24 protein-coding genes and 2 pseudogenes are annotated in these 23,497 nt (G+C 61.1%); 17 read left to right on the forward strand and 9 right to left on the reverse strand.

The features are described from left to right. Window positions 1-156 precede the first annotated feature (156 nt). Window positions 157-1,179 carry a substrate-binding domain-containing protein gene (locus tag HB376_RS35645; protein WP_213768404.1) on the forward strand — a complete coding sequence of 341 codons (1,023 nt, stop codon included), beginning with the start codon at window positions 157-159 and terminating at the stop codon, window positions 1,177-1,179. A 9-nt stretch (window positions 1,180-1,188) separates the two neighbouring features. On the opposite strand, the gene HB376_RS35650 is transcribed toward HB376_RS35645, so the two are convergent. Continuing rightward, window positions 1,189-1,935 carry an FCD domain-containing protein gene (locus tag HB376_RS35650; RefSeq protein ID WP_213768405.1) on the reverse strand — a complete coding sequence of 249 codons (747 nt, stop codon included), beginning with the start codon at window positions 1,933-1,935 and terminating at the stop codon, window positions 1,189-1,191. A 172-nt stretch (window positions 1,936-2,107) separates the two neighbouring features. Between HB376_RS35650 and HB376_RS35655 the strand changes: the two genes are divergently transcribed. From HB376_RS35655 to HB376_RS35675, 5 genes are all read left to right on the forward strand, one after another. Next, entirely contained in the window at window positions 2,108-2,929 is an 822-nt protein-coding gene (locus HB376_RS35655) for an NAD(P)-dependent oxidoreductase (protein WP_213768406.1), read from the forward strand. Window positions 2,930-3,040: 111 nt separating this feature from the next. Beyond that, window positions 3,041-3,790, forward strand: a complete 750-nt coding sequence (locus tag HB376_RS35660) for an amino acid ABC transporter permease (protein WP_213768407.1) — start codon at window positions 3,041-3,043, stop codon at window positions 3,788-3,790. Then, window positions 3,787-4,440: an amino acid ABC transporter permease gene (locus HB376_RS35665; RefSeq protein WP_213768408.1), complete on the forward strand. Its 654-nt coding sequence runs from the start codon at window positions 3,787-3,789 to the stop codon at window positions 4,438-4,440. Before HB376_RS35660 ends, HB376_RS35665 begins: the two co-directional genes overlap by 4 nt. Next, window positions 4,424-5,152, forward strand: a complete 729-nt coding sequence (locus HB376_RS35670; RefSeq protein ID WP_213768409.1) for an amino acid ABC transporter ATP-binding protein — start codon at window positions 4,424-4,426, stop codon at window positions 5,150-5,152. The genes HB376_RS35665 and HB376_RS35670 overlap by 17 nt, the downstream gene beginning before the upstream one ends. Window positions 5,153-5,204: 52 nt before the next feature. Next, entirely contained in the window at window positions 5,205-6,011 is an 807-nt protein-coding gene (locus HB376_RS35675) for a transporter substrate-binding domain-containing protein (protein ID WP_213768410.1), read from the forward strand. Window positions 6,012-6,081: 70 nt separating this feature from the next. Here the strand turns inward: HB376_RS35675 and HB376_RS35680 are convergent, their stop codons facing one another. Both HB376_RS35680 and garL read right to left on the reverse strand, forming a co-directional pair. Then, the gene (locus HB376_RS35680; protein WP_255631757.1) at window positions 6,082-6,978 is read right to left on the reverse strand and encodes a 2-hydroxy-3-oxopropionate reductase; all 897 of its coding nucleotides are present in this window, start codon (window positions 6,976-6,978) and stop codon (window positions 6,082-6,084) included. 44 nt (window positions 6,979-7,022) lie between these two features. Continuing rightward, window positions 7,023-7,808, reverse strand: a complete 786-nt coding sequence (garL, locus tag HB376_RS35685) for a 2-dehydro-3-deoxyglucarate aldolase (protein ID WP_213768412.1) — start codon at window positions 7,806-7,808, stop codon at window positions 7,023-7,025. Window positions 7,809-8,272: 464 nt separating this feature from the next. Here garL and HB376_RS41655 point away from each other — a divergent pair, with 464 nt between their 5' ends. Next, entirely contained in the window at window positions 8,273-9,823 is a 1,551-nt protein-coding gene (locus HB376_RS41655) for a methyl-accepting chemotaxis protein (RefSeq protein ID WP_213768413.1), read from the forward strand. A 69-nt stretch (window positions 9,824-9,892) separates the two neighbouring features. Here HB376_RS41655 and bluB read toward each other — a convergent pair whose 3' ends face one another. Together bluB and HB376_RS35700 are read right to left on the reverse strand one after the other, a co-directional pair. Then, a complete protein-coding gene (gene bluB, locus HB376_RS35695) occupies window positions 9,893-10,567 on the reverse strand; it encodes a 5,6-dimethylbenzimidazole synthase (protein WP_213768414.1) in 675 nt (224 codons plus the stop codon). Between the two features lie 125 nt (window positions 10,568-10,692). After that, complete coding sequence (locus HB376_RS35700) at window positions 10,693-10,929, reverse strand: hypothetical protein (RefSeq protein WP_213768415.1); 237 nt, start codon at window positions 10,927-10,929, stop codon at window positions 10,693-10,695. A gap of 1,047 nt (window positions 10,930-11,976) precedes the next feature. Between HB376_RS35700 and HB376_RS35705 the strand changes: the two genes are divergently transcribed. Both HB376_RS35705 and HB376_RS35710 read left to right on the forward strand, forming a co-directional pair. Continuing rightward, window positions 11,977-13,536 carry a methyl-accepting chemotaxis protein gene (locus HB376_RS35705; protein ID WP_213768416.1) on the forward strand — a complete coding sequence of 520 codons (1,560 nt, stop codon included), beginning with the start codon at window positions 11,977-11,979 and terminating at the stop codon, window positions 13,534-13,536. Window positions 13,537-13,961: 425 nt separating this feature from the next. Continuing rightward, a complete protein-coding gene (locus HB376_RS35710) occupies window positions 13,962-15,383 on the forward strand; it encodes a cytosine permease (protein ID WP_213768417.1) in 1,422 nt (473 codons plus the stop codon). A gap of 61 nt (window positions 15,384-15,444) precedes the next feature. Here the strand turns inward: HB376_RS35710 and HB376_RS35715 are convergent, their stop codons facing one another. Then, window positions 15,445-16,185, reverse strand: coding sequence for a hypothetical protein (locus HB376_RS35715; RefSeq protein WP_213768418.1), 741 nt, complete (start codon window positions 16,183-16,185; stop codon window positions 15,445-15,447). Window positions 16,186-16,495: 310 nt separating this feature from the next. Between HB376_RS35715 and HB376_RS35720 the strand changes: the two genes are divergently transcribed. Then, window positions 16,496-16,789, forward strand: coding sequence for a hypothetical protein (locus HB376_RS35720; protein ID WP_213768419.1), 294 nt, complete (start codon window positions 16,496-16,498; stop codon window positions 16,787-16,789). A 20-nt stretch (window positions 16,790-16,809) separates the two neighbouring features. Here the strand turns inward: HB376_RS35720 and HB376_RS35725 are convergent, their stop codons facing one another. Next, entirely contained in the window at window positions 16,810-17,844 is a 1,035-nt protein-coding gene (locus HB376_RS35725) for an alpha/beta hydrolase (RefSeq protein WP_213768420.1), read from the reverse strand. Between the two features lie 178 nt (window positions 17,845-18,022). On the opposite strand from HB376_RS35725, the gene HB376_RS35730 reads away from it, so the two are divergent. Continuing rightward, complete coding sequence (locus HB376_RS35730; protein ID WP_213768421.1) at window positions 18,023-18,688, forward strand: MarC family protein; 666 nt, start codon at window positions 18,023-18,025, stop codon at window positions 18,686-18,688. Here HB376_RS35730 and HB376_RS35735 read toward each other — a convergent pair. Together HB376_RS35735 and HB376_RS35740 are read right to left on the reverse strand one after the other, a co-directional pair. Further along, a complete protein-coding gene (locus HB376_RS35735; protein WP_213768422.1) occupies window positions 18,671-18,970 on the reverse strand; it encodes a hypothetical protein in 300 nt (99 codons plus the stop codon). The genes HB376_RS35730 and HB376_RS35735 overlap by 18 nt on opposite strands. 15 nt (window positions 18,971-18,985) lie before the next feature. Next, a complete protein-coding gene (locus tag HB376_RS35740; RefSeq protein ID WP_213768423.1) occupies window positions 18,986-19,153 on the reverse strand; it encodes a hypothetical protein in 168 nt (55 codons plus the stop codon). A 150-nt stretch (window positions 19,154-19,303) separates the two neighbouring features. Between HB376_RS35740 and HB376_RS35745 the strand changes: the two genes are divergently transcribed. From HB376_RS35745 to HB376_RS35770, 6 genes and pseudogenes are all read left to right on the forward strand, one after another. Next, on the forward strand, window positions 19,304-20,656 hold the full coding sequence (locus tag HB376_RS35745) for an ATP-binding protein (protein WP_255631758.1): 1,353 nt from the start codon (window positions 19,304-19,306) through the stop codon (window positions 20,654-20,656). Window positions 20,657-20,955: 299 nt separating this feature from the next. Continuing rightward, entirely contained in the window at window positions 20,956-21,645 is a 690-nt protein-coding gene (locus HB376_RS35750) for a response regulator transcription factor (protein WP_213768424.1), read from the forward strand. A gap of 9 nt (window positions 21,646-21,654) precedes the next feature. Further along, window positions 21,655-21,771: pseudogene (locus HB376_RS35755) on the forward strand (DUF2165 family protein); the annotation flags it as partial. A gap of 35 nt (window positions 21,772-21,806) precedes the next feature. Beyond that, a complete protein-coding gene (locus HB376_RS35760) occupies window positions 21,807-22,622 on the forward strand; it encodes a cytochrome c (protein ID WP_213768425.1) in 816 nt (271 codons plus the stop codon). Between the two features lie 162 nt (window positions 22,623-22,784). Beyond that, window positions 22,785-23,255, forward strand: a complete 471-nt coding sequence (locus tag HB376_RS35765; RefSeq protein WP_213768426.1) for a hypothetical protein — start codon at window positions 22,785-22,787, stop codon at window positions 23,253-23,255. 51 nt (window positions 23,256-23,306) lie between these two features. Continuing rightward, window positions 23,307-23,426: pseudogene (locus HB376_RS35770) on the forward strand (LrgB family protein); the annotation flags it as partial. Window positions 23,427-23,497 lie beyond the last annotated feature (71 nt).

Genomic DNA, 23,497 nt, shown 5'->3' on the forward strand with positions numbered 1-23,497 from the left:
GCAACCCGGCATAGACCCCGACCGTTAACCCCAGAACCGACCACCCCGGGCATTGACCCTCGACCACAAACCCCAAAACCGCCCCCCGGGCATTGCCCCCGCCCCCTAACACCAAAATCACCACCTAAAGCCCTCATCCAAGGAGTAAAAACAAAAGTGGCAACCCTGAAGGACGTCGCAACCTTGGCCGGCGTGGGCATGTCCACCGCATCCCGCGCCATCTCCGGCCGCGGACCCGTCTCCGCCGATGCACTCGCACGCGTGCAGGCAGCAATCGCCGAGCTGAACTTCCGGCCATCATCGCTCGGACGGGCGCTCTCGACGCAATCCCTCGGCATGATCGGCATCTTCGTGCCGTCGTTCTTCGGCCCCTACTATGGCACCATCCTCAAGCAAACCGATACAGAGTTGCGCCAGGTGCATCGCCATGTGGTAGTGGCAACGGGCTGCGGCGACGACTCGCCACGCGACCAGGCGATTGAAGCGGTGCAGTTCCTGATCGCCCGCGATTGCGATGGCATCGTGGTGACCAGCCACGACCTGCATGACGACGATCTCGTCAAGCTGCACCGCATGCACCCGAAAATGGTGTTCCTCAATCGCGACTTCGCACAGATGCCGGAGGCGTCGTTTTGCGCGGATCATCATAAGGGCGGGGTGCTGGCGGCGCAGACGCTGCTTGCGCATAAACACAAGAAAATAGCCGTGATTTCAGGGCCTTTCCAGGCTTCCGATAATCACGCGCGGATCGCAGGATTCTTCGATGAACTCGCTCGCAACGGCATTGACCGTGCTGAGGTCCAGTTGATCGAATCGGACTTTTCGCCAGACGGCGGATATGACTCCGCGCGGCAACTGCTGGCGTCGAAGAAAAGGTTTACCGGGCTGTTCTGCGCCAACGACACCATGGCAATTGGCGCCTTGTCGTGTCTACAGCAAGCGGGCGTCTCGGTGCCGGACGATGTATCGGTAATCGGTTACGACGATGATTATTCGGCCGCGTTCTCCGCGCCGGGCCTGACATCGGTCCACATCCCGACCGCCGATCTCACGCAGAACGCCGTTCGGTGGTTGCTCAACGCGTGTTACGGGACTGCGTACACGATCTATCGCGAGTTTCCCGTGACCGTCACCAACCGCGCGTCGGTTGCCGCACCACCGAAAAGAATGCGCGTGTAATGCGAGCGCTCAAACGCTTGTCTGCGCGCGCCGCAGGCGCTCGCGGCTGTTGATCAGATGGAGCCGCATGGCGGTACGCGCCGAGTCGGCGTCACCACGCTCGATGGCATCGCATATCTGTTCATGCTCGCGATTCACGCGCGTCAGATAGTCCGCGTACTGGGCGGGCGGAATCTGCGTGGCGGTGAGGCGGGCGCGCGGGATCATGTGGATGCCGAGATGCGTCATGATCTCCACGAAATAGCGGTTGCCGGTGGCATGCGCGATCTCGAGATGAAAGCGGATATCGGGCGATATGGTCTCGGTCGCCTCGCCCAGGTTGCGCTCGAAGTCGCTCAGCGCGCGCCGCATGGCGGCGATCCGCGTTTTGTCGCATCGCGCCGCGGCCAGTCCCGCGCTCTCCGTCTCCAGACTGATGCGGAGCTCGAGTACGGCGAGGGCGTCGATGGAACCGGCCACGTCGGCGGGATCAAGTTGAAAAAAGCCTCTGCCCGGCGCCTCGCAGACGAAGGTGCCAATGCCATGCCGTGTCTCCACGAGTCCCGCTGCCTGTAGCTTCGACAACGCCTCGCGCACGACCGTGCGGCTCACGTTGAAGCGCTGCACCATTTCCGCTTCGGTTGCGAGCCGGGCGCCCACCTTGAGCTCCGCGGTTTCGATCTGCTGGCGCAGAGCATCGACGAGTTCGGTCGTCAGGCTACGCCGTACCTGCGGGTGGGCCGGGGTTTCGAAGACAGCGCGAGTCGGTCTCTGCACGGCTACCTCGGTTGGGATAATGTTTCACCAAAGTTGACAAACGGATTTGCGAATGATTATATGCACGCTATAGTCATATGACAACGTACAATAAAAACTGGATCAAGCGGCCGATCCAACCGAAAGGAGCGTGCAAGCTCCCGGTATCCGCGCTTATTGGAGACAGGCTTACATGGCCAATCAAGAACACGCAGTCCCGTTTAAACGCCTGTTGCTGACCGGTGCCGCCGGCGGCGTAGGCCAAGCCATTCGTTCACGCGTGTCCGCCTTCGCGGACAAGATCAGGGTGTCGGATCTGCCGGCCGCGTTGCGCCCGGACGCGGCGCCGCATGAAGAAGTCATTCCTTGCGATCTCTCGGACAAGCAGGCGGTCGACGCGCTGGTTGCCGGCTGCGATGCGGTCATCCATCTCGGCGGGGTATCGGTGGAACGGCCCTTCGAAGAAGTGCTGGAAGCCAATATCAAGGGGGTTTACAACCTCTACGAAGGCGCCCGCCGGCACGGTCTCAAGCGTGTCATCTTCGCCAGTTCCAATCACGTGACCGGGTTTTATCGGCAGGACGAGAAGATCGACGCGCATGCGCTGCGACGTCCCGACGGCTACTACGGCCTGTCCAAATCGTTCGGTGAAGACGTGGCGCAGTTCTATTTCGACCGCTACGGAATCGAGACGGTGAGCATCCGTATTGGCTCGGCGTTTCCGGAGCCGAAGGATCGCCGGATGATGGCAAGCTGGCTCAGCTACGACGACCTGCTCGAACTCCTGCAACGCAGTCTATTTACGCCGAATGTCGGCCATACCGTGGTCTACGGGATGTCAGACAACGCGGTCACATGGTGGGACAACCGGTTTGCATCGAAGCTGGGATTCGTGCCGCGTGATTCGTCGGAGCCCTTCCGGGCGAAGATCGACGGGCAGCCGGCGCCTGAACCCGGCAGTGCCGTCGCCGTGTTGCAGGGCGGGGCGTTCACCACGACCGGGCCGTTCGAATAGCGTTTGCACAGAGTTTGATAAGCCCGCTGGCCCGGCGACGGACCGCGCCACGCGCCCGATGTGGCGACGAAAAACCGGCGCCGTGCACGACCTAACCTAGACATTGCTGCGATGACTTTCTCTCTCGATTTCAGCCCGCTGCTTCCGTACTGGCCCGTCTTCCTGAAAGGCGCCTGGCTGACGTTGAAGATGACGACCGTGGCGGTGTTTTTCGGTGTGATCCTGGGTACGCTGGTCGCATTTGCGAAGCGCGGCAAGAACCGGCTTTTATCGCGGCTCTGCTCGATCTATATCGAGGCTGTGCGCAACACGCCTTTTCTCGTGCAGATCTTCCTGCTTTACTTCGGGCTTGCCAGCTTCGGCGTGCGCATGCCGACGTTCGCCGCCGCCGCGCTCGCGATGGTGATCAACATCGGCGCTTACGCGGCCGAGATCATTCGTGCGGGTCTTGAGTCGGTGCCGCGCGGGCAGATCGAGGCGGCCGAATGCCTGGGCTTGTCGCGCTGGCGGATCGGCTGGCACGTGATGCTTCAGCCATCTATCGAAAAGGTTTATCCCGCGCTGACCAGCCAGTTCCTGCTGATGATGCAGGCCTCGGCCATTGCGTCGCAGATCTCGGCGGAAGAGCTCACGGCAACGGCGAACACCGTGCAATCCGACACCTTCCGCTCGCTCGAAACGTACATTGTCGTGGCGCTGCTGTATCTCGCGTTGTCGCTGCTGATCAAGCTGATTGCGTGGGCCGTGGGCGAGGTCGCGTTCAAGCGGCGGCGGGTCATGCGCCAGGCCGCGGAGCGGGCCGGCAAGCCGGTGCCGGACCAGGGGCGCATTGATACCGTGATTCCCGGAGGTGCGGCATGACCGGCGGTTTCACTACGGCACATCTGTTTTACCTCGTGCACTCGATTTGGTGGACGCTCGTGCTCTCGGCGCTCGCCTTCGTGCTGGGCAGCATCGGCGGCTTCGGCGTGATGCTCGCGCGCATCTCGCCGCGCCGCTGGCTCAGCCGTCCGGCGATGGTCTATATAGAAGCCATTCAGGGCATTCCGCTGCTGATCCTGCTGTTCATCGTCTACTTCGGTTTGTCCGTATATGGCTTCCAGGTACCGGCGCTGGTCGCGGCCGGCCTCGCGCTGATGGTCTACACGAGCGCGTATCTCGGCGACATCTGGCGCGGGTGTATCGACGCCATGCCGAAACCCCAATGGGAAGCCGCTGAGTGCCTGTCATTGACGCGCTGGCAGACCTTGCGCCTCGTGATCATTCCGCAGGCGCTGCGTCTCGCGCTGCCGCCAACGGTTGGTTTCGTGGTGCAGGTCATCAAGATGACATCGCTCGCTTCGGTGATTGGTTTCGTCGAATTGACCCGCGCCGGCCAGATCATCAACAACTCGATTTTTCAGCCGTTCCTCGTGTTCGGGCTGGTCGGGGTCTTCTATTTCGTGCTGTGTTATCCGCTCTCGCGCTGGAGCCAATCGATGGAGAAAAAGCTCAATGTCGGCAATCGTTAAGCTCGGGGACGTCTATAAGAGCTTCGGCTCGAATCAGGTGCTCAAGGGCGTGTCACTGGAAGTGGCCAAGGGCGAAATGATCGCCGTGATCGGCGCGAGCGGTTCAGGGAAAAGCACGGCGCTTCGGTGTATCGATCGTCTGGAAACCATCGACCGGGGCACGATCGAGGTATGCGGCATTCGTGTCGATGACCCGAAGGTGGACCTGCACCAGTTGCGCCGTGAAGTCGGCATCGTGTTTCAAAGCTACAACCTGTTCGCGCACCTCACCGTGGAAGAAAACATCATGCTGGCGCTGCGCCACGTGAAAAAACTCGGACGCGATGAAGCCCGCCGAGTGGCAATGAAGGTCCTCGATCAGGTCGGCCTCGCGCAAAAAGCCGATGCGTACCCGGAGCAGCTTTCGGGCGGACAGCAGCAGCGCGTGGCGATAGCGCGGTCGCTCGCGATGTCGCCGAAGGTCATGCTGTTCGACGAAGTGACGTCCGCGCTCGATCCGCAACTGACCGGCGAAGTGCTGCGCGTGATGGAGGATCTGGCGAAGGACGGCATGACGATGCTGCTGGTCACGCACGAAATGGCGTTTGCCAAGCGCATGGCGGACCGGATCATTTACATGCATCAGGGGAAGGTGTGGGAGGTCGGCAGCGGCGACATGCTCGACGCGCCGCAGACGCCCGAGTTACGCACGTTCCTGAACAACGGCCTGTAGCTTTTAACCTATAGGCCAGGCTCGCAAAATATCTTTTGAACCGATCATAAAAATGGAGACTGCTTTGAAGACCAACCGTTTCATCATGCGCGGCTGCGTGGCCGCATTGTTGCTCGCGGGCGTAGCGCACAGCGCGATGGCCGACCAGCTCGACGACATCAAGAAGGCGGGAAAGATCCGCGTGGCGATCGCGATGGGCACGCCGCTGTTCAGTTACGCCGATGCCAACCTTCAGCCAGCAGGGTCCGATGTGGACACGGCCGTGGCGCTTGCCAAGGACCTTGGCGTGAAACTTGAACTCGTGCAGATCACGAATGCCGCACGTGTGCCGACCTTGCAGGCCAAGCGCGCGGATCTCGTGATAGCCGATCTCTCGATCACGCCTGAACGCGCGAAGGTGGTCGACTTCTCGATTCCCTATGCGGTCATCACGATCATCGTAGGCGGGACGAAAAATGAGAACGTCAAGAATTACGATGACCTGAATGGCAAGACAATCGGCCTCACGCGCGCCACCGTCAACGACACCATCACGACGCAAATGGCGAAGGGTGCACAGATTCAGCGTTATGAAGACGACGCGACGCTGATCACATCGATGGTGACGGGGCAGGTCGACCTCTTCTCCAGCACGCCGTCGAACCTGGCCGAGATAATCAAGCGCGCGCCTAACCGCAATGTGGAATTGAAGTTCGCGCAGAAGGATTTCGATTTGGGAATTGCGATGAACAAGGACGAGCCGAAGCTCAAGGAGTGGGTCAATAACTGGGTGAGCACGAACCAGAAGAATGGCACGCTCAACACGATCTACAAGAAGTATCACGGCCGCGATTTGCCCGCGAGCGTGACCAAGGGTTAAGCCTGTATGACGTGAAAAAGGGCATCGCGATGTTGATCGCGATGCCCTTTCTTATTTGCCCGGCAGCGGATCAGGCCACTGGCGCCTGACCGATCTCGTGGTTGGCCAGATACTCCAGCGCGCGAACCATCCCGGAGTGATCCCATGCCTTGCCGCCATGCGCCGCGCAGGCGTTGAACAGCGCCTGGCACGTCGCGGTGTTGGGCAGCGACACACCAAGCGATTGCGCCGTCGAGAGCGCGAGGTTCAAATCCTTCTGATGCAATTCAATGCGAAAGCCCGGATTGAACGTGCGTTTGGTCATGCGTTCGCCGTGCACTTCCAGAATCCGCGACGACGCGAAACCGCCCATCAACGCGGTACGCACTTTCTCCGCATCGACACCGGCTTTGGACGCCAGCAACAACGCTTCGCCGACCGCTTCGATTGTCGCCGCGACGATCACCTGGTTCGCCAGCTTGCAGACCTGTCCCGCGCCGACTTCGCCGATCAGCGAGATGTTTTTCCCCATCATGTCGAAGAGCGGTTTCACGCTGTCGAAGGTGGCTTGCGAGCCGCCGACCATGATCGTGAGCGATGCGGCTTTCGCGCCGACTTCGCCACCCGAGACGGGCGCGTCCAGATAGTCCGCGCCGCGTTCGCGCACTTTCGCTGCGAACTCGCGGGTCGCGATGGGCGAGATCGAGCTCATGTCCACTACGACCTGGCCTTGGCGCAGCGCGGCGACCACGCCGTTCTCGCCGAACAGCACACGCTCCACGTCCGGCGTATCCGGCACCATGACGAAGATCACGTCCGATTGCGCTGCGACCGCGGCCGGGCTGTCGCACGCAATTGCGCCGGCCTGGGTTAGCGTGTCCGGTACGCCGCTGCGAGTAAACGCCGCCAGTGCCACGCCATTCTTGATGAGGTTCTCGGCCATGGGTTTGCCCATGATGCCAAGACCGATGAAGCCTGCTTTTTGCATGTCTATCTCCACAAGTTGTCGGGGTGCTTCCTGTTTCCGTTCCGCTACTTCTGCATGAAATGTTTTTGCACAGCTTGCGCCGCATTCCTGAGAAGGCCCATGTCGGCGCAAACGGCGATCACCTGGCAGCCCATCGACAGATACCGTTCCGCGTCGGCCTGCACGGGAGCCAGTGTGCCGCTCGCTTTGCCTGCAGCGCGGGCACGCTCGAAGACGTGTGCGATGGCCTGCTGCACGTCCGGGTGATTCGGATTGCCAAGTTGCCCATACGATGCCGCCAGATCCGACGGGCCGAGGAACACGGCGTCAACGCCTTCGACGGCAAGAATCTCATCGATTGCATCAACCGCCGTCCGGCTTTCGATCTGCACCACGACGCAGATGTTGTCGTTCGCGGTGCTTAAGTAGTCACTTACGGTTCCGTAGCGATTACCGCGATGACCCACCGACACCCCGCGAATTCCTTGCGGCGGATAACGCGTGGCGGCGACGGCACGAGCGGCATCGGCGGCGCTGTCGACGAAGGGGATCAGGAAGTTGAAGAAGCCGCTATCAAGCAGCCGCTTGATCACCACGCTGTCATTGGCCGGCGGCCTCACCACGGGGGCGCTACGGCTGTCCTTGAGCGCCATGAGCTGGGGGATCAGGGTAAGGACGTCGTTGGGCGCGTGCTCGGCGTCGAGCAGGATCCAGTCGAAGCCCAGCAAGCCGAGCAGTTCGGTCGTGATCGGGCTGCCGAGCGAGGCCCAGCATCCGATCTGGGTTTCGTTCTTCAGGACCGACTGGCGAAATGTGTTGGGCAAGGGCTGGTAAGGCGAAGACGGTGTCATGGCTAGGCTTCCTCTGGCTTGACGCCTTGAGTTGGACGCCGAAGTATCCCGGCAATCTCATACGTTATCAGACGTCATATTACATCGCGGCTTTTCGGAACCGCAAGTGCATTGGCGGGTTGAAAAGGCCGACAAGGCGTATTCCCCTACCGTATTCCCCTACGATAAGCGCCGTTCTTCTATAGACCCATGCGCGACTGGGGGCTGCACGCCCTTGCCGGAATGACAAGTCTTGCGGCTTACGAGGTCCCAAGGTATGGCCACGCATATAACCGGTATTTGTCGAATTGCCGTCCGGCACTGCATGACTCCCGCCAGAGCCTTATAAAAAAAGGCTTTGCGCCATCCCGCCGCAATCTGTTCCATCTGCTTGCGCGTCTAAACTTATCCGTCCATACGCCGTAAGGAGGAGGTCGGCACGGGCCGATGTCCTCGCGCGAAGCGGCGCATCGTATGGAGATTCGATGAAAACAGCGGTAAGCATCAAGGCATGGCTCAGTATCCTGGTGGGAGCATTCGCCATCATGTTGGCCGCGATTGGCGGCTACAGCATCTACGCGGCACGAACGGCGGACGCATCCATGCGCGCGCTCTACATGCAGGACACCGGCGGTCTGGACCTGCTCGCCAAGGACACGATCCGCTTGCTGATCGCGCGCACGGCGTTGCAGGACTATGACCCACGCGCGGGCAGCGTTGAGTCGGCCGCGTTGCTGCGTGATGCCCAGGGTGCCATCGACGGTGCGAACGCCGCTTGGAAAGCGTTCGCGGTACTTGCAAGCGGCCGTGAAGAGCAAACGCTCATGCAGAGCGCGAACACCGCACGCGAGCAACTCGTCCAGCAGACATTGTTGCCGGCGGTGGATGCGCTGGAATCCAAGCGCGCGAGCGATATCCGCGAGTTCAACGAGAACCAGATCAAGGACGCATTCAACGCCTACGATGCCGCGCTCCAACCGCTCGTCGCCATGGAATTCGAGCACGGCAAGGCACGTTTTGAAGCCTCGCAGCGACGCACCAACACCGTCACGTGGATCGCCTCGACGTTGCTGGCGGCCGGGCTCGTGCTCGCGTTCTTCTCGCGTGTGGCATTGCAGCGGATTGTGATCGTGCCGTTGCGGGCAGCCGTGGAGGCTTGCACGGAGATTGCCGGAGGCAACCTGGCGACCCGGCTTACTGCGCGTCGGCACGATGAAATCGGCCGCTTGATAGAAGGGTTATCGACGATGCAACAAGGCTTGAGCACGATAGTCGGCGGCGTACGCGACGGCACGGAACAAATGGCCGTGGGGACACGCGAGATAGCGTCGGGGAACATCGACCTGTCGCAGCGGACCGAAGAACAAGCCGCTTCGCTGCAGGAAACTTCAGCGAGTATCGGCCAATTGACAAGCACGGTGCGCCAGAACGCCGATAACGCTCGACAAGCAAGCGACCTTGCGCAAACCGCATCGACAACAGCAGGTCACGGCGGTCAGGTCGTAGCCGACGTGGTGTCGACCATGGACGGGATTAATAGTAGTTCGAAGCAAATTTCGGAGATCATCGGGGTGATCGAAGGGATTGCGTTCCAGACCAATATCCTTGCGCTGAACGCAGCGGTCGAAGCGGCACGCGCGGGCGAACAAGGGCGCGGATTCGCCGTGGTGGCAAGTGAAGTACGCGCGTTGGCGCAACGTTCGGCGGGGGCGGCGAAGGAGATTCGCGAACTGATCACCACGTCGGTGGAGCGTGTTGGAAACGGCTCGGTGCTGGTCAGGAACGCGGGCAGTGCGATGAGCGACATCATTGTCGCGGTGGGCAGAGTCACGGACATCATGCGGGAGATCACGGTGGCGTCCGAGGAGCAGACCACCGGCATTGAGCAGGTCAACGTGGCCATCGCGCAGATGGATCAGGTAACGCAGCAAAACGCGGCGCTGGTCGAGCAGGCCGCCGCAGCGGCGGCGTCGCTGGAAACGCAGGCGGCGCAGATGAACGCGGCCGTCGCGCTTTTCAAACTGGCGGAGGTTTAGCGGGATGCGAAACCGCATCACGCGTGCGGTTCATATATTCGGCTTATACATTCGGCTTATGCACCCGGCTCATGCGTCCAAATTAGGAAGCGTCTCGGGCCAACGATTCTCTTCGACACAATTCGATGTAGGTACGCGCTTGGCCCAGCCTTCTGCCTGCAGCATCGGTTCGTCGTAGAAATGCTCGACATGCCCGATGCACAGAATGGCGACCGGCTTCGCGTCCGTGGGCATATGCAGCAGCCGCTGAACTGCGCCGATATCGAACAGTGACACCCAGCCCATCCCGAGCCCTTCAGCGCGCGCGGCCAGCCAGATGTTCTGGATAGCGCATGCAACCGATGCCAGGTCCATTTCCGGCAGCGTCCGGCGGCCGAAAATGTGACGCTCGCGATTCTCCATCAAGCCGACGACCACGACCTCGCCGCAGTCGAGGATGCCCTGGACCTTGAGCCGCATGAATTCGTCGCTACGCTCGTTGAGCGCCTCGGCGGTGGCGCGCCGCTCGGTTTCCACGATGTCGTGCAGTGCGACGCGCAGGTTCTGGTCCGTGATCCTGACGAAGCGCCAGGGCTGCATGAAACCGACGCTCGGCGCGTGGTGGGCGGCGTCGATTAGCCGCGCCATTTGATCGGTGGCGACGGGGGCGTTGGTGAAATGGCGCATGTCGCGGCGTTCGTGGATCGCGCGGTAGACTGCGGCAATTTCCGGTTCCGAAAAACGCTTGAAGGTCGAATCAGTCATACATTCATGCTTTAAAAAGTGTCTTAGGGGTTGTAGCAGGATTGGTTTTCGTTCGCACCGGTGGACGGGTTTTGGGTTTTGGGGTTAGCGGTTCCGGGTCAGTGCTGGGGTGGTCGGTTCTGGGGTTAGCGGTCGGGGTTGATGCCGGGGTGGTCGGTTCTGGGGTTAGTGGTCGGGGTCGATGCCGGGTTGGTGCTTTCGGCCGTGGTGGTCTGCTTGAGTCGGATTTTCTCTTTATCACTATTAGCCACTGTGCGTGGCGGCACGTCATTTCTTTGTCCAAAGCGACAAAGAAACGAAGCAAAGAAAACGCTTTCAAACCACGCTACCCTAAGTGTCCACAGCGTGCAGGTTTCATTCATAGGTGCCCCAAAAGCACGGTGCTCGCCAGAGCGAAGGATGTGTGAAACCCTCCTTCTCCGAACACCGATACCCACACGCTTCGCCACCAGTGATTGAACCTGCCCAAGGGGCACCCCGCGCTATCCGCGGACGACCTACCTCCAAATTTGTACGCACCTCGAACCACACCGCCAACCTTCCAAGTAATAAAGCCCCAAAATATGTACGGCCGTAACCGACGAAAATAACCGTGTAAGCACGCAATCACCTCACCAAAAACTGAAGGACTAAACACGCATCGAGCTGCTAGGCATCAAGCTCTGGTCCACGAAGACAAATGCGTAGACCAAGCCGCTAACCTACCAAGAACGAAGCATGCAGAACGCGTGAGGCCGTGCTGGTCCCTTGGCAATTCGTGCTTGCCCGAGAACGTACGGGGCGAAGCGTGTTCATGTCAGGATTCGCGAGAAGGAGGGGTTCAAACATCCTCCGCTCTGGCGAGCACCGTGCTTTTGGGGCACCTATGAATAGAAACTGCACGCTGTGGACACTTAGGGTAGCGTGGTTGAAAGCGTTTTCTTTGCTTCGTTTCTTTGTCGCTTTGGACAAAGAAATGACGTGCCGCCACGCACAGTGGCTAACAGTGATAAAGAGAAAATCCGACTCTCGCAGACCACTAACACCGAAAGCACCACCCCGGCATAGACCCTCGACCGCTAACACTGAAAGCACCAACCCGGCATTGACCCTCGACCACTAACACCGAAAGCACCACCCCGGCATAGACCCCCGACCACCAACCCCAAAACCGACCACCCCAGCACTGACCCGGACCCGCTAACCCCAAAACCCAAAACCCGTCCACCGGTGCGAACGAACGCCCCCTAATAATGTCGCTATACACCACATCCGCGTCGCCTCCCGGCAAATCTTCACATCACCCGCTGCCGTTATCTGATCAATCGACGCTTGATTCCAGTGGTTCCCTTCACGGTTCGCCCCAGATATCCGGAGGATACAGACCTGTTGCGCCGCGTACTACAGCGACGCAGTGGGGACTAGCCCTTATGCGCAAACACATGACTATTCGCGGCGGCCTGGTCGCGACGATCGCCATCTACACAATCCTGCTCATTGCGGTAATCGCGGTGGGCATCCTGGGTCTGTACGGCAGCAATTCGGCGCTCCGGGAGATGTATCGCGACGATACCGCGTCAGTGCTGCACCTTAAAACCAGCTCGGAGCGCTTGCTGTTGCTGCGCGCCGGGTTTGGCGAAGTCGAACAGCTGATCAGCGCCGGCAAGCCCGCCCAGCGCGAAATTGCCCGCCAGCACGCGCTTCTTGACGAGAGCAACAAGGAACTGGAAGCTTTTCGGAAGCTTCACGACCCGGTGCCGGCGGAGAAGGCGCTCATCGACGCGATGCAAACACGGCGGGACCAACTGTTGGCTCAGGTATTCCAGAAGGCGCTAACCGAACTCGATCAGGACAATCTGGTGGATTTCCTGACCACCCAGCGGGAAGCGCCACCCACGCTTTTCTCCGATTATCAAAGTGCGCTGACCGCGCTGGAAAACTTCCAGGTCGAACGCCAGAAAGCACGCTTCGACACCACCGACGCACGTTTCGAAGCCATGCTCTGGACGCTCGGCGCGGCCGCGGTCGTCGCGCTCGTCATCGGCTTCTTCGCGCAAAGGATATTGACCCGGGCAATCGTGCGGCCGATCGATATGGCCGTCGATTATTTCGGCCGGATCTCGGCCGGCGACCTGACCAGCACCGTGACGGTCCAGCGCAACAACGAGATGGGCTACATGCTCAATGCGTTGAAGGGCATGCAGGAAGGGCTTGCGCAGACGGTGCGCAAGGTGCGTTCGAGCGCGGAGACAATCGTACGTGACGCCCATGCCATCTCGGGCGGCAATCTCGATCTGTCGGCGCGTACGGAGCAGCAGGCTGCGTCGCTTCAGGAAGCTGCATCGAGCATGGAGCAGTTGACCGCCACCGTCAGGCAGAACGCCGATAACGCGCGCAACGCCAGCGAACTCGCTGCGGGCGCATCCGACATCGCGTTGCGCGGCGGCGACGTGGTGAACCGTGTGGTCGCCACCATGGACGCGATCTCAGGCAGCTCCGACAAGATCGTGGGCATTGTCGGCGTGATTGAAGGGATTGCGTTCCAGACCAACATCCTCGCGCTGAATGCGGCCGTGGAAGCGGCGCGGGCAGGCGAGCAGGGCCGGGGTTTCGCGGTCGTTGCAAGCGAGGTGCGAAGCTTGGCGCAACGCTCGGCATCGGCGGCGAAGGAGATCAAGGAATTGATTGGTACGTCAACATCGAGCGTGAAGGACGGCAGCCAGCTCGTGGCTCATGCGGGCGCGACCATGGTGGAGGTCGTGGAAGCGGTCAGGCGCGTCAGCGCGATCATGGCGGAGATCAGCCTGGCATCGGGCGAGCAGACCACGGGTATCGAACAGGTCAATCTGACGGTGGCGCAAATGGAAGAGATGACGCAGCAGAATTCGGCGCTGGTGGAAGAGGCGTCTGCGGCGGCGGTGTCACTGGAAGAGCAGAGCCGGCAGTTGAATGACGCAGTGGCGCTGTTTCGATTGAAAGCCACGGCGTGAAAACGCTGCTTTTCATCCATGCTCTAGCCAGGCATCGGGTAGTGTCCCGCTGTCCCGCTCCCGCGCGATGAAGGTGCAATGGCCAATCAAAATAAAATTGGCTACCTTACATCTTGTCTATACATATAGAAAAAATACTGATCGACATGAATCGCTCATTCATCAAGTCAGATTAAATATAAGTTATTGATTAAAAGAATATTTAACCTGGTTAATACGAGTTTTTGTAAAGCGCAGTTAGGGGTAAACAACCATAATACCAAGCTTGTCTATACATATTGGTTCCCATAGAGTCTCGTTGAATCGTGAGTTGCCGCCCAGCGCCATGTGCGATTCGAGCTGTCGCGCAGGCGTATTGCGCGACGACGTATTGAAAGACGCGGGCGACGCGCGGTTCACGCGACGCCACTGACTCGAGGGTATCCATGTCCGTATCAAAGACCGGCGCCATTGCCGAACGCCGCACCATCGACTACATCCCCGAAGCCGAACGTCATGGCGGCCTTGCCAGCCAGTTCACGCTGTGGCTTGCCGCCAACCTGCAGATCACCGCGATCGTCACTGGCGCGCTTGCGGTTGTGCTCGGCGGCGACGTGTTCTGGTCCTTGATCGGTCTGATGGTCGGCCAACTGATGGGCGGCGGTGTGATGGCGTTGCATGGAGCGCAGGGGCCGCAACTCGGACTGCCGCAAATGATATCGAGCCGCGTGCAGTTCGGGGTGTACGGTGCGGTGATTCCCATCGCGCTGGTGTGCCTGATGTATGTCGGCTTCTCAGCGAGCGGTTCGGTGCTCGCGGGGCAGGCCGTCGCGCAACTGCTGCACGTGGACGACGCGGTCGGCATTGTCGTATTCACGGTGGTGATTGTCGGCTTTACGGTGTTCGGATACCGCGTGATTCACGCGATCGGCCGCGTCGCCAGCGTGATCGGCGTGCTCGCTTTCATGTACATGTTCGCGCGCCTGCTGACGGGTCACGATATCGGCTCCCTGCTTGCGAACCGTCACTTCACGTTGAGCAGCTTCCTGCTTTCGATGTCGCTATCCGCGTCGTGGCAGATCGCATTTGGCCCGTACGTTGCCGACTATTCTCGCTATTTGCCTTCCTCCACGTCGCCGCGCAAGACGTTTTGGGCCATCGGACTTGGCTCGGTGATCGGCGCGCAGGTGGCGATGGTGTTCGGCGTGTTCGCCGCCGCGCTCGCCGGCAAGCAGTTCTCGCATCACGAGGTGTCGTTTGTCGTGAGCCTGGGCGGAAGCGGGGCGATTGCCGCGCTGCTTTACTTCGCCATCGCGTTTGGCAAGATCACGATCACGACGCTGAATGCGTACGGCAGCGTGATGTCGATTGCGACGGTGGTCAGCGGCTTTCGGGGTGAGCAGCGGTTGTCGACACGTAACCGCGCGGTCTACATTGTCGCGATGGTCGGACTTGCGATGGGGCTCGCGCTCGCCGGCCGTCACGCATTCCTGAAGGAGTTCTCGTCGTTCATTCTGTTCCTGCTCGCGTTCTTTACGCCGTGGAGCGCGATCAACCTGGTCGACTATTACTTCATTACCAAGGATCGTTACGACGTCCCCGCGCTTTATGATCCAGATGGCCGCTATGGTCGCTGGAACGTGACGGGCATCGGCGTATATGCAATCGGGGTGCTCGTGCAATTGCCCTTCATTTCGAGCGCGTTCTATACCGGCCCATTGGTGGACAAGCTCGACGGCGCGGACATTTCGTGGATCGTCGGGCTCGCGGTACCGGCGCTGCTGTATTACTTTGCCGCTCGCCACAAGGCACACGCCGCGCCCGCGCATTTGATTCTGCCTGTCCAGCCGACGTCTACAGGGAAGTAACCGGGCGCAGCCAGGGCTGGCGTTGACCCCATGGCGCTCGCTGCATGCGCTGGTCTGACGATTAATCGACCGGACACCACCGGCCGGAATCCGGGCACACGATGGCCCGTGCACCGTTCAGCCAGACTTGCTCTTCGTCCAGTTGCAGCGAGGTCGAAGGATCGATGTCGAAGGCAACCCCAAGTGCGTCCCCAACATGGGCATTTTCGATGGGAAGCTCCCAGGTCAGGAATATTTGGGTGTAATCCTGATCAGGCGAGAAGTCGGCCACATTAAAGCCGCTGCTGCCGCGTTGAATGACGCCGTGAGGCTGGCCGGTATCGAATATCACGGCCGTACCCCGGGTCAGGGGGATTCGATGATCCGTAGAGGGAAAATGCAGGTCGAGACCCCTGTCCTCGCTCATGAAGAGATTGCAAAAGGCCGCGCCGCCATATTGCTCGGCGTCGTAGTGGTACCTCGCGCCACGGCAGGCCATGAGCGCTACGTCACTGGAAGCAAGCACGCCAGGCAGTCCAAGCGCGCCCGTCCAATCGGATATCGCCTGCACGCAATGCTTGTAGTCCGGCCAGCGAGCCCGCGCTCGCGCCAAAGGCATAGCCTCGACATCCCCGGGCTCCAGGACCATGCGCGACGATATCTCCCTTTCCCAATCTGCAAGCAGACGTGCGGGGGGAACGGGTACGTCGAGCGTGCCTGTTAGCACGATGTCGCTCACGCATCGACTGCGGATGGCGTCGCCACTCCAGAAATAGGAAGTGAGGCGTTCTCGCACTCGATGCGGTTGGGGAGGGTAATTCATCTGCTACCTGTGCGGCGATTCCGGCGATTCAGCATTCATGCAGCGCTCACGTGATTGGCGTGAACGTGGGTGTCGATTGTGTAAAGCAGAGGCAATCCAGGTTCTTCGATCCGGGCAGCATCCCGGCGCACCCGGGTAACCAAGCGCGTGTGAAAAACGCATGCCGAGCGTGGCGTTCGAAGAAATTGAACCGTCGGATCATGCCATATCGGGCTGGCATCGCCGTCCTCATTGTCTGCTCATTCTTGCGGCTCACACTGCATTCATCCGATACAGCGAACCGCCTGCATCGCATGACAGGAGAGCAAAAATGAAAACCATTCGTCACTTGATAGTCGCCGCCGCACTCGGCTGCGGCTTGGTTAGCTGCGCACAGGCGCATGTGTTCGTAGGCGTCGGTTTTGCGGCGCCGGTGTATCCGGTCATGCCCGTGATCGCCCCAGCACCTGTGTACGCAACAGCGCCCGTGTACGCCGCGCCGCCACCCGCTTACTACGCCCCGCCTCCAGTCGTGACCGGCTACTACTACGGCCATCCATATGGATACGGCTATGCGCGGCACTACGGTTGCTGGAATTGCGGATACGCCTACTGGGCGCGTTGATGCCCGCGCGGGTCGACGGCTCAGGGCGTCGTGCGCGTTTTCATCTGTGCGGAGCCGGCGTCGGCGCCGGGCATATGGCCGTGGCTGCGGCCCGTTTGCCGGATGAAACCTTCTATCAATGCGGCGAGCGCATCGGGATATTGGTACATCATCGCGTGTCCCGCCGATGCCACCACCCACAGCCGCGCCCCTGAGACCAACCCTGCGAGCGCGTCCGAGTTCTGCCTGGGCAGGACCACGTCGTCAGCGCCGGTCACGATCAGTGTGCCGGCCTGCACGGCCTTGAGTGCGACGGCGGTGGCGTCGTCGCCGGCCCAGTCGCGCAGCAGCGCGGCCTGGCCCTGGGTCACCGTGGCAGTGATATCGGGCGAACCGTAATCGGCGGGACTGAACATGTTCGCCCGGAAGCACTGCTGCGCGGCGTCGAGCGCGGCGGGCGGAAACAGCACGCGCATGACGCTCGCGAAGGTGGCGCCAGGCGCACCGGAAAGTACGGCGGCTATGCTGGGCGGTACCGGCACGCCGAGCCGCCCCGGCGCGGGCGCGTTCATCAATACGATCCGGCGCAGGCCGGCCGGCCTGTCGATCGCGAGCTGCTGCACGATGGCGCCGCCCATCGACCAGCCGATGACCGTTACATCGCTCAGATGCAGCGCGTCGATCAGCGCGGCGGCGTCTCCCGCCATGTCCTCCACGGTGAATGACACAGCGCCCGGTTGCGAGCGGCCGACGCCGCGGTTATCGAAGACGATCACGTCGTGTTTTTCGCCAAGCGCGGCAAGAAACGCTGCATCCCATTCGGCGACTGTCGCGCGATAGCCCGTCTGCAGCACAACCGGGCTCCCATGCCCGAAGCGGTAATACGCAATGTCGCCGCTCGGCGTGTGTGCGATCTGCTGGTGCAAGGCGGGATCGCGGTCCGGCCGGTGCGCCACATCGGGGCAGGGGCTTTCGGCGGGGAGCTGGATATCGTGGATATCGCGGGCGAGGGCGGATGCCGGGAGCAGCGCCAACGCGCACGCAATCGCAACGATGAATGCCTGCAGATGCCTCATTTAACGCTCCTGATAGTGTGTGAATCCAGCAAAGCGCGCAAATCCTGCCAACAAGCGTAGTCGAACCGCCGCAGTATTCGGTAATCTTGCATGCAAGACGTTCGCTCGCTTGTTCGCCCGGTCGTTCGCCCGATCTGGCTGCCCCGGCGTTGCTGCCCACCTAGAAACGGATGGACACGTGATCCACGAATTGACCAAGACGGTTCTGCTGATTGTCGCGGCGTTGTTCCCGATCATCAACCCGCCTGCGGCGGCGTTCATCATCCTGGGTCTCACGCCGCACGCGACGCAGGCCGAGCGCGCCATTCTGGCGCGGCGCATCGCGGTGAACAGCTTCGTGATCCTGCTTGCGTCGCTTTCGGTGGGTGCTTACCTGCTGTCGTTTCTCGGGATCTCGATTCCGGTGCTGCGCGTGGCGGGCGGATTGATCATCGCCATGGCGGGCTGGAACCTGCTCCAATCCTCCGACGATGACCCCGGCGAAGAAGCGCAACCGGCCCCGGCGTCTCATCGGCGTGTTTCGCTGAAATCGAAGGTGTTCTATCCGCTGACGCTGCCGGTGACGGTCGGTCCCGGGGCGATCTCGGTGGCTATTGCGCTGGGTACCGGTACGCCGCGCAGCGGCCTGCAGTCGGTTCATTTCATTGGCGTGGGCGTGGCGCTCGCGCTGCTGTGCATCGCCATTTACTTGTGCGTGCGCTTCGTGGCGAACGTCCAGCAACTGCTCGGGCCGTCCGGCACGCAGGTCGCCATGCGGCTCTTCGCATTTGCGATCTTCTGCATTGGCGTGCAGATCCTGTGGCTTGGGCTGTCAGAACTGCTTAACTCACTGCATCCGCACTGAACCTTGCGGACGCTGCAACAGGACCGCCGCGCGCTGGCGCACCACCGCGGCGAGCCGAACCAGGGTCGTGAAGACCGCGACGGTGAGCGCGGCGCCGGCAACGGCGAGCGAGATGTCGAACAGGGCTTGCAGCGCGGTGATCATGTTGGTTTCCTTTACCTTGTACTGGAGACGCGCCGTGCGTGTCATGCGCGTCATGCGTGTCATGTCGATGAACAGGATTCTGGTGATGCAGAATGAGGGGAGAATGAGCGGGCCGAATAGGGCGAATAGGGCGGGCAAGGTGGCTCGTGTGGATCAGAAGCCGACCACAGCGCCGAGCAGAAGCCAGGGCAGCATTTCTTCATACGTGGCAGAGCGTTCACCGGACGGCGCGTCGCTTTCCTCCAATACGCGCTCGTCCTTGCGCAACGCAGCCTGATCGCTGTTGCTGGCGCTGGAATGGTTACTGAAGAGCTGGAACATGAGTCATCTCCCGTTGGGTCGTGGAGCGAACCGGTGGTTCGCGTGACTGCATGTTCACAGGCAAGAATGAGCAGAAAATGAGCGCGCACAGAATTCCGCGCCGCGCCTGGTCTTTGAGTCAGAACCGGTATTCGACTGATGAACCCATCGATGTCATCCGTTTTCGCGCGCCATTCCATGAGACCTTCGCTTCGCAACAATCTCATCATTGCGCTGGCCGCGCTGGTCAGCGTCGTTGCGATTGCGCAGGGTCTCAGTACTTATCAGCTCTGCCGCACCGGCATGAGCGCGCTGCTCGACCTGCGCCTGGAGCAGGTCGCCATGCGAATGCGAGGAGATCTGGCCGATGCGATCCCGAGCGCGCCCGCGCGCGGCTCGCAACCGGCGCGCGATATCGTGATCACCATCGCCAGGCCCGGCGCCGATGTCCCGCTGCGTTCCACCGATCCGTCACTGGCGCTGCCCGCAAATGCGCCGGCGGGATTTTCTTCGGAGAGCGTGAATGGCGAACGTTGGCGCATCTACACGCTGCGCCAGGACGAGCGCGTGATCCAGGTAGCGCAGCGTTCGTCGGTGCGCGACGAGCTCGTGCGCGAAACGGCGCTCACCACGCTCTGGCCCACGCTGGTCCTGTTGCCACTTGTGCTCTTCGCTGTAGTCGTGATCGTGCATCGCACGCTGCGGCGGCTGACGCCGCTCGGGCTGGCGGCGCAATCCGTCGATGCCGCGCATCTGAAACCCCTGCCCGTCACGGGCGTGCCGCGCGAAGTGCTGCCGTTCGTCGATTCGATCAACCGCATGATCGTGCGGCTTGCGCAGCTGATCGAATCCGAGCGCAAGTTCATTGCCGACGCCGCCCACGAACTGCGCACGCCACTCACCGCGCTCCAGTTGCAGGCGGACAACCTGCAGCCGCATATTGTGGCGGGCAACCAGGAGCGGTTTCAGGAATTACGCAGCGGGATTGCGCGCAGCGGCATGCTGATCGGGCAGTTGCTGCGGCTCGCGCGCGCGGACGCGCCGCTCGACGTCGCGGTCGAGCCTGCAGATGTTTCACCGATCGTCGTCGATGCCGTCTCGGGCGTGCTGCCGATCGCGGCGGCGCGGCGTATCGACATTGGGGCGGAAGCCATGCTCGCCGACAAGGTCGCCGCTTCGCCCGCGGATGTCGCCATTGCCGTCAAGAATCTCGTGAGCAACGCGGTGCGGTATACGCCGGATGGCGGCACGATCGACCTGCGCATGCACCGCGAGGCGAGCGCCCTATGGATCGAGGTCACGGATACCGGTCCGGGCATCGCGGAGGAGTCGCTGCCGCGCGTCTTCGACCGGTTCTTTCGCGCGAAATCAGACATGCACGCGGATGTGGAAGGCACTGGCCTCGGCCTGTCGATCGTGAAAGCGATCACGGCAAAATATGGCGGCCAGGCGATTATTCAGAACCGGTGCGATGGCCGCTCGGGCATTGTCGCGGCGGTCAGTTTTCCGCTGGCGAGCGTGTGAGGATATTGGTAAAAGCGGTTGTGGGGCGTGGGCTGGGTGGATGTTGTGGCGCTGTGGTCGACACGCCGAGACGGCATGGGACCAGAGTAAGGCGCTATGGGACCGGAGTAAGCGCTAAAGCGCCAACTCCGCTCGACACGCCGAGACGGCATGGGACCAGAGTAAGGCGCTATGGGACCGGAGTAAGCGCTAAAGCGCCAACTCCGCTCGACACGCCAACTCTGGTCGACGCGCCGAGACGGCATGGGACCAGAGTAAGGCGCTGAAGCGCCAACTCTGGTCGACAAAGGGGAGGGGTTATGAGAGTCCTGCTGGTCGAAGACGATCTCCAGATCGGGCAAAGCCTGATGCGTGCACTGAAGGACGCGGACTACGCCGTGGACTGGGTGCGTGACGGCGTCGCCGGACGCGAGGCCATGAGCGCCGTCGACTACACCGTCGTCCTGCTCGACATCGGCTTGCCGGGCATGTCGGGCATCGACATGCTGCGCGCCGCGCGTGCCGGTGGCAATCCGGTACCGGTGCTGATCCTGACTGCGCGTGACGATCTCGATACGCGCATCGAGGGCCTGGATATTGGCGCGGACGATTATCTGCTCAAGCCCTTCGAAGTCGGCGAGCTGCTGGCCCGGATGCGCGCGGTGCTGCGGCGCAAGGCGGGCTACGCCGTGTCCCGCCTCGGCGATGACATCCTGAGCCTGAATCTCGACCAGCGCACGCTCAAGTTCGGCGATAAGGCCGGCGCGTTGTCCGCGCGTGAATTCGCGCTGATGCACGCGCTGCTCGAACATCCGGGAACGATCTTCTCGCGTGCGCAGATCGAGGACAAGCTGTACGGCTGGGGCAAGGAAGTGGAGAGCAATGCCGTCGATGTGCTGATCCATTCAGTACGCAAGAAATTCGGCCAGGGCGTGATCCGCAACGTGCGCGGACTCGGCTGGACGGTCATGCTCGGCGCGCCGCCCGAGCGCAAACCCTCCGGCGACTGAGCGAGGCCAATGGGAATCGTCCGCATTTCGAAACTGCTGCTCGCGTCGCTCGTGAGCTTCGGCAACCTCACCGGCTACGGCACCAATCTCGCGTTCGTGCAGCATGTGTTCCTCATGGACACGAGTGTTGATTCTCGTGAGTCTTCGCAATGACGATATCGATGAGTAGACTCGCATTAGTGCAGGCCATGTTGCTGTTCTTCATCTCTTTCCCCGCCATGGCTGCAGCCCTGCTGATCGACACGGGCAAGCCGGCCACGCTCACGACCGAAACCTTGCTCGCGATGCCGGGTGCAGCGACGATCCAGGTCCCGGACGACGTCACCTACCATCGCACGATGACCTACCGTGCGGTGCCATTGCGCTCGCTACCCGGAGTGCGAGCATTGCCCGCCGATGGCGAGCTGCAGATCACCGCAACCGATGGCTTCGTCACCAACCTGCCTGCAGCGCTCATGCACGACGACAGTGGCCACGGCGCGACGCCGTGGCTCGCGATCGAACCGCATGACAGGCCATGGCCGCGGACGTCGAAGGGAACGGACATCGGTCCGTTCTATCTCGTGTGGATCAACCCGGGCGCATCGGGGGTGATGAGCGAACAGTGGCCGTACCAGATCAATGCCATTCGGGCGGTGGCGTCGCGCGCGGCGAAGTGGCCGCAATTCGCCGTTGATAACAGCGTGCCGGCGAACTCGCCTGTTCGCCGCGGACAGACACTCTTCGCCACGCAGTGCATGGTTTGCCATCGCATGAACGGCGCGGGCGACGCATCGGTCGGCCCGGACCTGAATCTGCCGCGTAATCCGACCGAGTACTTCCAGCCGTGGGCGCTAAGGGCTTATATCCGCGATCCAAAATCAATCCGGGCATGGTCCGGCATGAAGATGCCAGGCTTCGACAAGGCCACCCTGAGCGATCCTGACCTCGATGCGATCATCGATTATCTAGGCTACATGGCGCATAGGCGCAAGTAGAGCGGACGGCGTACGCGAAGGCGTCCGATGCGCTAACTGACGCCCCGATGGCGCCGCTCATTCTCTTCTAATTGTTGGTCGTCACCATCTGCCTCATGGATTTGGCAGCAACCATTGCCGGTCCAGCTCAACGACCAAACATTTAGGAGAAGCATCATGTTGGTGAAAACAACGCGCATTCTGATTGCCGCTGCTGCGGCGCTCGCAGTGACATTTGGATCGGCGCAGGCCGGCACGCTTGCCGCGCCAGCCGGAAATCAATTTATTGAAGAAATGAAAACCTTGGCGCCACAACTGAATCTCAGTACGACGCAACAGACCGCTTATGACGTTGCAATGGACACCATGCGTCAAAGCCATGTCAGCGCACGGATGAATGAAGATCAACTTCAGCAACAACTTCAGGCGGTCCAGCAAACGCAGATTTTTGATCTGCGCGCTATTCATGCAGCGAACTTGAAGGTGGAAAAGGAAGATGCCCAGGCACGCGAGCAGTCAGCCAATGCGTGGATCACCTTCTATGACGGATTGAACAACAGCCAAAAGACGGCCGTCAGTTCGCTGCTCAAGCAGCAGTTCGCTGAGATTCAGAACCATCCCGGCAAACCTTATGAACCGAGGACCGGCCTGTGATCAATGGCTGCCCATGCGCGAAGACGCGCTGCGCCAGATCTGCGTACTGACACAGCGCATGCGTTTCAGATCAGCGAGGAAGCCGGAGCATTCGCAGGACTCAATATGGCCATGAACGGAATCCCGAGTGCATTCGTTCTGCCGATCGGCCTTCGCGTGCTCTTGGAATAGATGTCGCCGTGACGTCGCAGTGCATGCCGGCATATATGTTCGCCGAGCCTGCGCATTGTCTTTGCCCGGCG

Origin of the sequence: Caballeronia sp. dw_19 (assembly GCF_018449515.1) — a bacterium.
In the GTDB taxonomy this organism is placed as follows: domain Bacteria; phylum Pseudomonadota; class Gammaproteobacteria; order Burkholderiales; family Burkholderiaceae; genus Caballeronia.

Coding starts and splice junctions, on each gene's coding strand:
- HB376_RS35655 (WP_213768406.1), top strand. CDS start 2,108: ATGGCCAATCAAGAACACGCAGTCCCGTTTAAACGCCTGTTGCTGACC.
- HB376_RS35660 (WP_213768407.1), top strand. CDS start 3,041: ATGACTTTCTCTCTCGATTTCAGCCCGCTGCTTCCGTACTGGCCCGTC.
- HB376_RS35665 (WP_213768408.1), top strand. CDS start 3,787: ATGACCGGCGGTTTCACTACGGCACATCTGTTTTACCTCGTGCACTCG.
- HB376_RS35670 (WP_213768409.1), top strand. CDS start 4,424: ATGTCGGCAATCGTTAAGCTCGGGGACGTCTATAAGAGCTTCGGCTCG.
- HB376_RS35675 (WP_213768410.1), top strand. CDS start 5,205: ATGGAGACTGCTTTGAAGACCAACCGTTTCATCATGCGCGGCTGCGTG.
- HB376_RS35680 (WP_255631757.1), bottom strand. CDS start 6,978: ATGCAAAAAGCAGGCTTCATCGGTCTTGGCATCATGGGCAAACCCATG.
- garL (WP_213768412.1), bottom strand. CDS start 7,808: ATGACACCGTCTTCGCCTTACCAGCCCTTGCCCAACACATTTCGCCAG.
- HB376_RS41655 (WP_213768413.1), top strand. CDS start 8,273: ATGAAAACAGCGGTAAGCATCAAGGCATGGCTCAGTATCCTGGTGGGA.
- bluB (WP_213768414.1), bottom strand. CDS start 10,567: ATGACTGATTCGACCTTCAAGCGTTTTTCGGAACCGGAAATTGCCGCA.
- HB376_RS35700 (WP_213768415.1), bottom strand. CDS start 10,929: ATGAATGAAACCTGCACGCTGTGGACACTTAGGGTAGCGTGGTTTGAA.
- HB376_RS35705 (WP_213768416.1), top strand. CDS start 11,977: ATGCGCAAACACATGACTATTCGCGGCGGCCTGGTCGCGACGATCGCC.
- HB376_RS35710 (WP_213768417.1), top strand. CDS start 13,962: ATGTCCGTATCAAAGACCGGCGCCATTGCCGAACGCCGCACCATCGAC.
- HB376_RS35715 (WP_213768418.1), bottom strand. CDS start 16,185: ATGAATTACCCTCCCCAACCGCATCGAGTGCGAGAACGCCTCACTTCC.
- HB376_RS35720 (WP_213768419.1), top strand. CDS start 16,496: ATGAAAACCATTCGTCACTTGATAGTCGCCGCCGCACTCGGCTGCGGC.
- HB376_RS35725 (WP_213768420.1), bottom strand. CDS start 17,844: ATGAGGCATCTGCAGGCATTCATCGTTGCGATTGCGTGCGCGTTGGCG.
- HB376_RS35740 (WP_213768423.1), bottom strand. CDS start 19,153: ATGTTCCAGCTCTTCAGTAACCATTCCAGCGCCAGCAACAGCGATCAG.
- HB376_RS35745 (WP_255631758.1), top strand. CDS start 19,304: ATGTCATCCGTTTTCGCGCGCCATTCCATGAGACCTTCGCTTCGCAAC.
- HB376_RS35750 (WP_213768424.1), top strand. CDS start 20,956: ATGAGAGTCCTGCTGGTCGAAGACGATCTCCAGATCGGGCAAAGCCTG.
- HB376_RS35760 (WP_213768425.1), top strand. CDS start 21,807: ATGAGTAGACTCGCATTAGTGCAGGCCATGTTGCTGTTCTTCATCTCT.